The following is an 11,456-nucleotide window of genomic DNA, read 5'->3' as shown; positions in this document are numbered from 1 at the left end:
TCCCGGCGAGTGGCCGCGCCCTGCCGTCGGTGTGCCTACAGCGCTATCCATTCGCTCGAGACGGTGACCTCGTCGAGGACGTCGGGCAGCGGATCGACGCCTGTGCCGGGGCCTTCGGGGACCTCGAGGTGGCCCTCGGTGAGGACGAACGGCTCCGTGATGTCGGTGGCGAAGTATCGGCTGGAGCCGGAGGTGTCGCCGGGAAGGGTGAAGCCGGGCAGGGCGGCCAGGGCGACGTTGGCCGCGCGACCGATGCCGGTCTCCAGCATGCCGCCGCACCAGACGGCCACGCCGTGGGCGCGGGCGAGGTCGTGGATGCGACGGGCTTCGAGATAGCCCCCGACCCGGCCCGGCTTGATGTTGATGACGGAGCAGGCGCCGAGGGAGATGGCCGCCGCGGCGTCGGCGGCGGACTCGATGGACTCGTCCAGACAGATCGGGGTGCGCAGCCGCCTGGCCAGTTCGGCGTGCTGGACCATGTCGTCGTTCGCCAGTGGCTGCTCGACCAGCAGGAGGCCGAAGTCGTCGAGCCCCGCGAGCCGGCGGGCGTCCGCCAGGGTGTAGGCGGCGTTGGCGTCGACCTGCAGGAGCAGATCGCCGCCGAAGCGTTCACGCACGGCGCGTACGGGTTCGATGTCCCAGCCCGGCTCGATCTTCAGCTTGATCCGGAGGTAGCCCTCGGCGATGTATTCCTCCACCGCGTCGAGGAGTTCGGGCACGGAGTCCATGATCCCGACGGAGACACCGCAGGGCACCCGGTCCCGGGCGGCGCCCAGGTAGGAGCCGAAGGACTCGTCGGCGCTACGGAGCCGGGCGTCCAGCAACGCTGTCTCCAACGCGGACTTCGCCAGGCGGTGGCCGGTGAAGGGCTTCAGTGTCCGTTGCACCGCCTGCACGTCCAAGCCGTCCTTCGGCAGGGCGGGGACGAGGAACTCGCGCAGGACCGCCTGGGCGCCGTCGGCGTACTCCGAGCAGTAGCGGGGCTCGGACATGGCTCCGCACTCGGCCCAGCCCTCTCCGTCGGAGGTGACGACGCGGACCAGCAGCACGTCGCGGCTGGTCTCCACGCCGAAGGAGGTACGGAACGGGGTGACGAGCGGCATCGCGATCCGGCGCAACTCGACGCCGGAGATCTTCGTCTTCACTACCGGGATCTCCTCTGCGGGGCGGTCAGGACCGGGTTGTGGGGCGCCGGACGACGTAGCGGCGGCGTTCGTGGAAGCCGACGACGCGAGCGCCTTCGGCGAGCAGGCCGCCCAGCGTTCGCCGTACGGCCAGCCGCCAGGCCATCGCGGCGACGGGATCCGTACGGCGCAGGGACTCGATGTCGTCGGGTAGGTCGATGAGCACGGTCTCGGCGTCGGTCTCAGCGGTGTCCGGTCGGCCTTCGTGATCGCGGACACCGTGAGCGGCACCGGCGGGCAGCTCGGACATCGCGGGCGGTGAGGGGGCGGTGAGGTCCCAGACGGCAAGGACCCGGTCGGACTCGTCGCCGCTGTTGATCGCGTCGTCCATCGCGCCGTAGAAGGACGTCAGGTACTCCTTCGGCCGAGCACCGAGCTTGACGAGGTTGAAGTAGGCGTTGCGGCGGATGAGCGGGTCGTAGGTCCAGGTGATGCGCCGCAGGTGGCGGACCATCGCCCACTGCCGCTGGTGCGTCTTCAGGGCGAGGCCCACACCACGGCCCATGACGGCGCCGGTGATGTGTGAGTGCAGGCTGATGCCTATGGGTTCGCCGAAGAAGGCGACGGACGCCCCCACCAGCCGGCTGTCCTCGTACGCTCCGGCCACATAGTTGCCGGCGTAGGCGAGAGCCCGCATGGCCTCGGCGGAGAGAGGCGAACTGCCGGGTTCACTGCCCCAGATGCCGGCGTAGAGGAGGCTGACGGCGTCGAAGTCCTCCTTGAGGTGTAGTCCTCGGATGGTGAATCCGTTCATCTCAGTGCTCCGATGCGGCACGGGCCGGTCCTTCGTGAGGTGGTGAACGGCCCGGGAGGGTGGGTGTGACCGATGAGGCCGTGCCGTCAGTCGCTTCCCGGCCCGGCGCGGATGCCCGGCGTCCGAGGGCACGCCGCCACGCCGGGTCGAGTGGGCGTCAGCCCATGTGCTCACTCATGAGCCGTCGCATGTTCCCGCCGAGTACTTTCAGGATGTCCTCCTCGGCCAGGCCCCGGCGGATCAGCGACTCGGTGACCAGGGGCATGCCGGCCGGGCCCTCCAGGTCGGGGAAGTCGAACTGGGGCTCCTCGTCGTCGGCGTTCTCACAGCAGGGCGGGGTGACGTCCGCCACGACCTCACGGAGGAAGTCCGACCCGAGACCGACGTGGTCGGTCCCGGCCACGCGGATGACGTGCTCGATGTGGTCGACGACCCGCTCGACGCCCACCTTCGCCTCGTCGTCGGTGAGGAAGTCCGGGACGAAGTTCACGCACACCATGCCGCCGGTGCCGGCCACACCGCGGATCTGGTCGTCGGTGAGGTTGCGGTGGTGGTCCCTCAGAGCCCGGGCGCAGGAATGGGTGGCGATCAGCGGGCGGGTGGCGAGCTCCAGGACGTGGCTGACGCCGCTCGCACCCAGATGGGAGATGTCGAAGAGCATGCCCAGGCGTTCCATTTCCCGCAGCGCCTGGACGCCCGGGGCGGTCAGCCGGCTGCCGGTGGCGTCCTCCCGGCTGCCGTCGGCGAGCGGGGTGCGCCCCCAGTGGGCGATCGAGGCGATCCGCACACCGAGCCGGAACAGGGTGGAGAACAGTTCGACGGAGGCATCGATGCCCGGCGCACTCTCCAGAGCGAGAACGAGGGCGATCCGGCCCTCGGCGAGAGCGGCGTCGATGTCGGCGCCGTCGAGGCACAGAGCGACCTGTCCGGCGTTGGCCTCGGCGAGGACGTGGGCGCATTCGATCATGCGGAGGGTGTGCCGGAGCGCCCCCTCGGGGCGGTACTGGTCGTCGATGAACACCGGCAGGACCTGGATGTCGATGCCGCCTTCACGCAGCTGCGGCAGCCACCGGTCCCGGAAGAAGCCGCCCCAGAGCTTCGGGGGGCGGGCGGCGACGGCCATGAGGAGGTCGTTGTGGGCGTCGGCGACGACGGCGCGGTGATGCAGGTCCAAGGACACGGCGGAGCCTTTCGCGTGGGAAAGCGGATGCAGCCGGGCGGCCGTCCACGTGACGGGCCGCGAGGATCCCTCTCCACCGGCGGCAGCCGATCGAAAACCGCCGCTGTGGCGGCGTCGTCGAGCCGGGGCAGGGAGATCCGACGTCTCCCCGCTCCGGCTCGGCATCCACCGTTCCCACGTGGGGGATCGAGGGACCAGGGCGGGTTCGAGTGAGGGTACGGGAAGCTCTGCCAGGCCTCCTCACGGCGGCGCGGAGAGGGTCAGCGGAGGTCGTGCACGAGTGTGGCCATGATGGAGTCCACCTTGTCCGAGTCGAACGACTCCGAGCCGATCAGCAGGGTCACGGCCCGTCGGCCGTCGTCGGTGACGGCGTTCCTGAACTTGTGGCCGCTGGCCACACTGCCGCTGTGTCCCCAGATGACGAGGCCCGGGGTGGGCTCGTGGCGCTCGAGTCCCAGGCCGTAGCGCTCGCCCGGGAAGTCGTCCGGGACGGTCTTCTTCATTTCGGCGAGTTGGGCCGGAGCCAGCAGTTCCCCGGTCAACAACGCGGTCCAGAAGGCGGTCGTGTCGGCCCCGTCGGAGATCAGCGCCCCCGACGCGTCGGCCTCCGAGGTGTTCCACTCCGTCCTGTCCACCAGAGTTCCGGCCCGCCGCTCCACGTAGCCGCGCAGGTCCGGCCCGGGGATCGTGGTCCGGTCGCCGGGCCACTGCGTCTCGCACAGTCCGAGGCGCTTGATGATCCGTTCCTCGATCTCGGTGCCGATGCTGCGGCCGGTGACCTTCGTGACGATCAGGCCGGCCAGATTGTAGTTGGTGTTGGAGTAGGCGAAGCCGGACGTGGTCCTTTCGGGCGGGGGCAGGGTCAGCGCCTGCTCGACCGTCCGCAAGGGCTCGATGTGGTCCCAGCGGTGCGCCTCCTCGTCGTCCCAGAACGGCGCGTCCAGGTAGTCGGGCAGTCCACTGGTGTGCTGCAGAAGCTGCCGGACCGTGATCCTGCGCCCGTCGTAGAACCTGGTGCGGATGAGACCGGGCAGATAGTGGTCCACGGTGTCGTCGAGCTCGATCCTGCCCTCGCCGACGAGCTGGAGCACGACGGTGGCCGTCCAGGTCTTGGTGTCGCTGCCGATGCGGCTGTGCTCGTTGCCGACGGCCTTACGGCCCGTCCTGAGGTCGGCGAGGCCGACACCGGTGTTCCGCTCGCCGCAGAGCGGACTCTTCACCGTCACACTGATCCCTGAGACGCCGATACCTTCCAGCGACTTCAGCGCCGTCCGAATGGGCTTGGTGTCACACTGTGGTGTCGCGGCCGGCGTGGTGGGCGCCGTCACCAGAGAGGCTGCGAACGCCAGAGCCAGGGCAGCACTCGTCCGGTATCGCATGATGTCTCCTTCTGCAGCGAGCGGGCGGGCGGATTCCGTGTCCGCCCGCGGCGCCGGCGGTCGTCGGGGCTGCCCGTGAGACGCCTGCTTGAATGGGCATGCGTACAGCGTTGCGTCTGTCCCGGCCGTCCACATGCGGTGCCTGTCCAGAGATTCCACGACTGCTTTGTGCGTCTGGCCATAGAGGTGAGGATGCTCGATACGGCTGTTCCCGATCTCGGCCACGTGCTCGACGCGTTGGGGCCGTCGCTGATGTGGCCGTTGACCGTACCGCCGAGCGGTCCGGTGCCGGTCTCGGGCGTGCTCGTCTTCGAGCGGCGAGCCCCGCTGCCCCTTCCCCCCGTCAGGGACGCGATCCTGCTCGCCGTCGGGGTGGGGACGGCCGAAGCGCAGGCGAAGGAGCTGGTGGGTTCGGCGGCCGAGGCCGGGTACGCCTGCCTGGTGGTCAAGAGTTTCGGCGAGCCGGTCACCGAGCTGGTGGAGGCCGCCCAGCGGTCCGGCATCGTGCTGCTCGCCGCCGATGAACTCGTGGCCTGGCACCACTTGGACGCCATGATCTCGTCGGCCCTCGCGCCGACGGCGCGTTCCGGGCAGACCGCGGGTGTCCCGGCCGCCGGCGATCTGTTCGCTCTGGCCAACGCGATCGCGGGGATGGTGGGAGGGGCCGTGGTGATCGAGGATCCGCACCGGCGCATCCTCGCGTACTCCACGCTGCCCGGCCAGGCCGTCGACGAGGGCCGCCGCCAGGGCATCCTCGGCCTCCAGGTGCCGGACGGCCCGGACTACGACGAGCAGTACCGTGTGCTCAGCCGGGCGGAGCGCGCGTGCCGGTTCCCCGCCGTTCCCGGAGGCCTGCCTCGTCTCGGTGTCGCCGTCCGCGTGGGAAGTGAGGTACTGGGTTCGGTCTGGGTCGTCGACGCCGGGGAACACCTCGACTCCGCCGCCGGACAAGCTCTTCACGACGTGTCCGACAACGTCGCGCTGCACCTGCTCGCGGCCCGTACCGCGGTGTCCGCCGTCCGGCGCGGGTACGCCGGCCTGTTGCGGCGGCTGCTCACCGACCCGAGCAGTGCCATCGCCGTGGCGCCACAGCTCGGCCTGGACCCGAACCTGCCCGTCGCGGTGGCCGCGTTCGCCGTCGCCTCCGTCGATGCCGGGGACGTACTCACGGAACACACGGCCGACCGGCTCGCGGACCTGGTGAGCCTGCACTGCGAGGCACGCTACGGCAGTCACGGCTGCGCGTTGATCGACAGAACGGTCTACGCACTGCTGCCGGGCGGGTCTTCGCCCAAGCACCGTGAACTCGTCGCCGACATCGCGCGGCGAGCCCACGGCGCGCTGCGCGTATCCATCCGGGCAGGACTCGGCTCCCTCGTCCAGGATCTGCGCTCGAGCGCGAGCTCACGCGCCGACGCGGATCTCGTCCTGCGCGTGCTCGCCGAGCGGTCGGGGGATCCCGAACCCTGCCAGGTGGCCACGATCGACGAGGTGTGGGCCGGCGCGACGCTGTCCGTGCTGGCTCGGACGCTGGCCGCGCACGAGGTGCTCCCCCGCTGGCTCGGGCCTGCGGTCCGTGCCCATGACCTCGAGCACGGCACCGCCTACGCGTCCACCATCCTCGCCTACCTGGAGGCCGACGGTGATACCGCTGTCGCCTCCCATCGGCTGTCCGTGCACCCGAACACGATCCGGTACCGGCTTTCCCGGGCCGGGGACATCTTCGGGTTCGATCTGGCCGACCCGGACCAGCGTCTGGTGCTGTGGCTGCGGTTGCGGCTCGGCGACCGGCTCGGCTGGTGAGACCGGTCCGCGGCTTCCACCGGCCGGCCGGGCGGATCGGTCAGTGGTGGTCGGCAGCGGTGGATCGGACCTGTGCCCGCACTCGCCGTGGGCTGCGGGGCTGCGGGGCTGCGGGGCTGCGGGGCTGCGGGGCAGCGGGGCAGCGGGGCAGCGGGGCAGCGGGGCAGCGGGGCAGCGGGGCAGCGGGGCAGCGGGGCAGCGGGGCAAGCATGAGCCGTGCGTGTGGACACCGTGATGGTGCGTGGCCCGTCGGAGCGGCCGCCCGGGAGACCTTCGAGCGAAGCCGCTCCGACCACCCCGTCACCCGCCGGCGGCAATCGACCGGCGTGCTGTCACGATGCCGCCCCATCGCGCGGCGAGACCGCCCCACAGCGCGCGCAGCCGGTCCTCCTCACGGACCACCTGAGCGAGGATCGCGGCCGGGTCGAGACCCAGCGCCAGCAGGGGGCTGACATCGGACGCGCCCCAGGCGGCGATGTCACCACTCAGCACTTCGGGGTGGAACTGGACTCCCCATACGGCCTTCCCCAGACGGTACGCCTGATGGGCGCAGCGTTCGCTGGTGAGGAGGGGGACTGCGCCCTCGGGCAGGATGGAGGTCTCCTCCCAGTGCCACTGGACGGCGCAGGGCGCTGTGTCCAATTGCGTGAGGGGGGCGAACAGTTCGTCCCTGGACGCGGGCAGCAGAGTGGTCAGTTCGCACAGGCCCACCTCCGGCCGCTCGGAGTGACGGACCTGGCCTCCGCAGGCCACCGTCAGCAGTTCCATGCCGAGGCAGATGCCCAGGGTGGGCAGGTCGTGTGCCACAGCCTGGCGCAGCAGGTGCCGTACCCGTGGCAGCCATGGAGCCTGCTCCTCGTCATGGGGGCCCATGGAACCGCCGAGGACGAGCAGTCCGTCGTAGGTGCCCAGCCCCTGGGGAAGTGCTTCACCGGCCCAGGGCCGGCGGAGGTCGAGGTCCAGCCCGTCAGCGGCGAGGCGGTCGCCCACCTGAGCGGGGCCGGTGCCGTTCTCGTGCTCCACGACGAGCACACGCGGCGCGTTCACAGGCGGCCCGCTTCGACGATGCGGCGCAGGAAGGCCTGGGTGCGCTCCTCCTGCGGGTCTTCGAAGATCTGCTCGGGAGGCCCTTCCTCCAGCAGGACGCCTTGATGCAGAAAGCACACTTTGTGCGATACCTCCCGGGCGAATCCCATCTCGTGGGTGGCGAGCAGCATGGTCATCCCGTCCCCGGCGAGTTCCCGCACGATGGCGAGGACTTCGGCGACGAGTTCGGGGTCGAGAGCGGACGTGATCTCATCGAGCAGCAAGGCGCGCGGCTGCGTGGCCAGGGCGCGGACGATGGCCACACGTTGTTGCTGTCCGCCGGAGAGCTGGTCGGGCATGCGGTCGGCCTTGTCGGCGAGGCCGACCCGTGCGAGCAGGGTGCGGGCCCGTTCCTCCGCCTCGGCGCGCGGGACTCCCGCCACCCTCATCGGCGCGAGGGCGACGTTGCGTACGACATTCATGTGCGGGAAGAGGTTGAAGTGCTGGAACACCATGCCGACGTCGCGGCGCAACCGGTTCAGGTCGGTGCCGCGGCCGGACGCGGTCTCGTCGCCGACGCGTATCTCACCGGAGTTGATGTCCTCCAGTCCGTTGACGCACCGCAGCAGCGTCGACTTGCCGCTGCCCGAGGCGCCGATCAGGGTCACCACCTGATGCTGTTCGACGTCCAGGTCGATGCCGCGGAGCACTTCGGTGTCGCCGTAGCTCTTGTGGACAGCGTCGATCTCGATGAAGGCCACGTCAGGCTCCCTTGCCGCGCCGCTGTTCCCGGCTGACCAAGCGGTCGACAAGCCGGGCCTGCGGGATGGTGATGAGGACGAAGAGACCCGCCACCACGGTGACCGAGGAGAGGTTGAAGTGGTTCGAGGCGAAGATCTTCGATTGGTTGAAGGCGTCGATCGTGCCGATGACGTTCACCAGGGCGGTGTCCTTCTGCAGGCTGATGAAGTCGTTGAGCAGGGGTGGGACGACTCGGCGGGTCGCCTGGGGCAGCACCACGTGGCGCATCGTGGCGCGCTGGGAGAGGCCGAGGGAGCGGGCGGCCGCGGTCTGGCCGGCGGCGATGGACTCGATGCCCGCCCGGAAGACCTCGGCGACGTACGCGCCGTAGGTGAGCGTCAGCGCCAGGATCGCGAACCAGACGGGGCTGAGGGCGCTGAGGATCGGCACCTCGGCGAGCGGCAGTCCGAAGCCGATCAGGTAGATGATGATGATCGCCGGTATGGCGCGGAAGCCGTCGATGTAGGTGGTGGCGAGAAGGCGCAGCGGGCGGCCCGCGCGGCCCGGCGCGATCCGGGCGAGGGCCAGGGTCAGTCCCCAGGCGAGAATCAGTATCTGCGCGACGACGGCGATGAACAGGTTGGTGCCGAAGGCGGAGACGATCTCCCGGAAACTGATCCCGATGACCTCGCCGTCGAAGAAGGTGCGCTGCACGGCGCGGTCGTTGGTGCACAGGAACCAGACCGCGCCGAGCAGCGCCAGTGCGGCCAGGCACCAGCCCAGTGCCGTCAAGGCGTCCTCGCGGGCCTCGGACGCGGCGCGGCGGGCATCGGCGCGGCGCTGTTCGGTCCAGGCCGCGGCGGCGGTGCGTGCCGAGCGCACCGCTCGCAGTGCGGGTCTCAGCAGGGTGAGCACCGCGGCGGCCACCACAGCGGCCCCGGGGACGACCAGCATGACGGCACCGGGCAGCGCCCGGCTGGCGGACACGGCGGTGATGGCGGTCAGTGCTGCGGTGGCGAGGACAGCTGTCACCGCCGCGGCGGCCAGCGGCAGGGCCGGCGGCGGGGGCGAGCTCCTCGGCGGCTCGGTCCGCTTGGTCGTCGACAAGGCGGATGTGAGAGTCACTTGGTGCTCCAGACGGGGATCGACTCGGGGTCTCCGCCGAAGGCCCGGGTCAGGTACTCCGAGGCGAGCTTGCTGAGCGTGCCGTCCTTCTTCAGCTCCTCGATGGCCCCGTCGAGGGCGGCGGCGTTCGCGCTGTCCTTCGGGTAGAGCGCCCCGTAGGACTCACCGGTGTCGTACTGACCGATCACCTTGAACTTCCCGTCGGAGTCCTGCGCCTTGCCCAACACGATCGCGACATCGGTGAGCGCGGCGTCGATCTGGCCGGCCTGCACGGCGGCCTGCAGTTCGACATCTCCGGCGAACACCTTCGGTGCCTTCTTCGGCCGCAGCTTGTCGCGGACGAAGTCGGCGCCGGTGGTGCCCTGTTTCACGCCGAGCCGCAGGTCGGCGATGTTGTCCTGGGTCGCCTTGGAGCCGGACCTCACCAGAACTCCGATGTTGGAGGCGAAGTACGGGGCCGAGAAGTCGACGACCTTGCGGCGTTCGTCGGTGATGGAGATCTCCGCGAGCGCCATGTCGAAGTCCTGTGCCTTGCCGGCGACGAGTGCGTCGAAGGACACGTTGCGCACGGTGAGCTTGGGCAAGCCGGCCCGGTAGGCCAGGTTGGCGGCCATACAGAACTCGTAGCCGTTGTCGATCTTGCGGACGGTGTCGCCGTTCCACCAGCCGGGGCTGGGCAGGTCTCCGACGACGGTGAGGGTGTCCTTCTCGACCGTCTTGAGGTGGATCGAGCCGCGGGTACCGGTCACCTTGCACTGGCCGTAGGTGCGGGATCCCTTGGCGTCGGTGGTGTGGGTGGTGGAGTCACCGCTGCCGGAGGCGGAACCGCCGCAGGCGGTGAGAGCCGTAAGAAGTGCGGCGCTGAGTGCGGGCACGGCGATGGTGCGGATGGTACGCATGGAGCTCCTAGGAGACGTGCCGGGAACCGGTGGTGCGCTACAGTGCCCAAAACGTTTTGGGTACGTCAAGAGCGTGGACGCGGAGAGACCAAAACGTTTTGGGGCGCGGGAGTCGGGAACGATCTTCTCCGGCATTCACGGGACCACGAACGCCCGTGCTCACCACGGCCCCTCGCGGGGCCGCACCGGTAGCGGGCACCGGGCACGACAAGGGAGGGCGACCGAGGCATGACCAGCCGTAGATCCGCACGGGCCAAAGGGGCGGGCCGGCGCGTCGGCATCCGCGATGTGGCGGAGGCGACCGGCCTGTCCATCACCACCGTGTCCCACGCCCTGCGAGGCAAGGGCCAGATCGCACCGGCCACCCGCGACCGGGTGCGCCGCGCCGCCGAGGAGCTCGGTTACAGCCCCGACCCCGTCGCCCGCGGCCTGGTTTCCGGACGCACCGGCATCCTCGGACTGGCCGTCGGCCACATGTCGGACCGTCCCTGGGCGAGCACCTACCGGCCCTACTACGCCGCCTTCTCCGCGGGGGCCACCATGGCCGCGGTGGAACGTGACTACGCTCTCGTGGCCATCCCCAGCGACCCGGCATCCGGTCTGTGGGCACGGGTTCCCATGGACGGGCTGATCATCGTCGACCCCGTGCGCGAGGACCCGCTGCTCGCCGACTGCGCGCGCCGCGGCATGCCCGTGGTCACCGACGGACGCCCCATCGATCCGGGGTACGACGGCGTCCCCACCGTGGAGAGCGACCTGGAGCAGGGCATGACCGAAGTCCTCAACCACTTGCGCGAGGCCGGCGCCGTACGTGCGGGCCTCCTCACCGGCTCGGAGCCCGACGCCTACACGCAGGACTGCGAACGCCTCTACCGGGACTGGTGCGACGCGACCGGGCAGCCTCCCCTGGTCGAAACCCCGGCGTCCTCGGAGGATCCTGTGGAAGCGGCACTGCGTTTGCTGTCCTCCCCCGAACGGCCCGATGCCGTCCACGGCCTCAACGAGACCTACGGCCAGGCACTGGCGGTCGCCGCCCGGCGGCTCGGCCTCGCCGTCCCCGACGACCTCATGATCAGCGTGATGCGGGAGAGCGACCGGTCTGCCGGCACCGCCGACTGGGACGTCCCCCTGACCACCCTCAGCCTGGACGCCCGCCGCCTGGGCGCCGAGTGCGTCTCCACACTGATCGACATGCTCGACGGCAAGGAGCCGGGCGACGTGGTCGTGCCGTGCGCGGTGGTCGTCCGCGACTCCACGCGTCGTCGGGGCTGAACACGGCGGGGCTGCGCGCGTCTCGTCACCGGTTCCGTAACAGCGCCGTTCGACGGTGTCGCGGGTGCTCGGTCACCGAGGCCGCCGGTGTAC

10 protein-coding genes are annotated in these 11,456 nt (G+C 70.4%); 2 read left to right on the top strand and 8 right to left on the bottom strand.

Annotation, left to right across the window (positions count from 1 at the left end; all coding sequences use genetic code 11):
• Positions 1-35: 35 nt before the first annotated feature.
• The 4 genes from menC to ACFY93_RS13210 form a co-directional block, all read right to left on the bottom strand.
• A complete protein-coding gene (gene menC, locus ACFY93_RS13225) occupies positions 36-1,145 on the bottom strand; it encodes an o-succinylbenzoate synthase (RefSeq protein ID WP_391357173.1) in 1,110 nt (369 codons plus the stop codon).
• 25 nt (positions 1,146-1,170) lie between these two features.
• Positions 1,171-1,938 (bottom strand): GNAT family N-acetyltransferase, encoded by a 768-nt coding sequence (locus tag ACFY93_RS13220; RefSeq protein ID WP_391357171.1) that lies wholly within the window; start codon positions 1,936-1,938, stop codon positions 1,171-1,173.
• A gap of 157 nt (positions 1,939-2,095) precedes the next feature.
• Positions 2,096-3,118, bottom strand: coding sequence for a membrane dipeptidase (locus tag ACFY93_RS13215; protein WP_391357168.1), 1,023 nt, complete (start codon positions 3,116-3,118; stop codon positions 2,096-2,098).
• 260 nt (positions 3,119-3,378) lie between these two features.
• Complete coding sequence (locus tag ACFY93_RS13210) at positions 3,379-4,338, bottom strand: serine hydrolase (RefSeq protein ID WP_391357165.1); 960 nt, start codon at positions 4,336-4,338, stop codon at positions 3,379-3,381.
• A gap of 351 nt (positions 4,339-4,689) precedes the next feature.
• Between ACFY93_RS13210 and ACFY93_RS13205 the strand changes: the two genes are divergently transcribed.
• Positions 4,690-6,300 carry a helix-turn-helix domain-containing protein gene (locus ACFY93_RS13205; RefSeq protein WP_391357162.1) on the top strand — a complete coding sequence of 537 codons (1,611 nt, stop codon included), beginning with the start codon at positions 4,690-4,692 and terminating at the stop codon, positions 6,298-6,300.
• A gap of 300 nt (positions 6,301-6,600) precedes the next feature.
• Here ACFY93_RS13205 and ACFY93_RS13200 read toward each other — a convergent pair whose 3' ends face one another.
• The 4 genes from ACFY93_RS13200 to ACFY93_RS13185 are packed head-to-tail and all read right to left on the bottom strand — an operon-like array spanning position 6,601 to position 10,091.
• Positions 6,601-7,347, bottom strand: coding sequence for a gamma-glutamyl-gamma-aminobutyrate hydrolase family protein (locus ACFY93_RS13200; protein WP_391357160.1), 747 nt, complete (start codon positions 7,345-7,347; stop codon positions 6,601-6,603).
• Positions 7,344-8,087 (bottom strand): ATP-binding cassette domain-containing protein, encoded by a 744-nt coding sequence (locus ACFY93_RS13195; RefSeq protein ID WP_391357157.1) that lies wholly within the window; start codon positions 8,085-8,087, stop codon positions 7,344-7,346. Before ACFY93_RS13195 ends, ACFY93_RS13200 begins: the two co-directional genes overlap by 4 nt.
• A gap of 1 nt (position 8,088) precedes the next feature.
• On the bottom strand, positions 8,089-9,192 hold the full coding sequence (locus ACFY93_RS13190; RefSeq protein ID WP_391357154.1) for an ABC transporter permease subunit: 1,104 nt from the start codon (positions 9,190-9,192) through the stop codon (positions 8,089-8,091).
• Complete coding sequence (locus tag ACFY93_RS13185; RefSeq protein ID WP_391357151.1) at positions 9,189-10,091, bottom strand: transporter substrate-binding domain-containing protein; 903 nt, start codon at positions 10,089-10,091, stop codon at positions 9,189-9,191. Before ACFY93_RS13185 ends, ACFY93_RS13190 begins: the two co-directional genes overlap by 4 nt.
• A 228-nt stretch (positions 10,092-10,319) precedes the next feature.
• Here ACFY93_RS13185 and ACFY93_RS13180 point away from each other — a divergent pair, with 228 nt between their 5' ends.
• Positions 10,320-11,363 (top strand): substrate-binding domain-containing protein, encoded by a 1,044-nt coding sequence (locus ACFY93_RS13180; protein WP_391357149.1) that lies wholly within the window; start codon positions 10,320-10,322, stop codon positions 11,361-11,363.
• The last annotated feature ends 93 nt before the right edge of the window (positions 11,364-11,456 follow it).

Source organism: Streptomyces sp. NPDC008313 (genome assembly GCF_042956125.1).
In the GTDB taxonomy this organism is placed as follows: Bacteria; Actinomycetota; Actinomycetes; order Streptomycetales; family Streptomycetaceae; genus Streptomyces.
This window is presented reverse-complemented; position numbering and strand designations above follow the sequence as displayed.

Bases quoted from the DNA above. Each gene is read 5' to 3' on its own strand.
- ACFY93_RS13220 (WP_391357171.1), bottom strand. From the start codon at position 1,938: ATGAACGGATTCACCATCCGAGGACTACACCTCAAGGAGGACTTCGAC.
- ACFY93_RS13205 (WP_391357162.1), top strand. From the start codon at position 4,690: ATGCTCGATACGGCTGTTCCCGATCTCGGCCACGTGCTCGACGCGTTG.
- ACFY93_RS13185 (WP_391357151.1), bottom strand. From the start codon at position 10,091: ATGCGTACCATCCGCACCATCGCCGTGCCCGCACTCAGCGCCGCACTT.
- ACFY93_RS13180 (WP_391357149.1), top strand. From the start codon at position 10,320: ATGACCAGCCGTAGATCCGCACGGGCCAAAGGGGCGGGCCGGCGCGTC.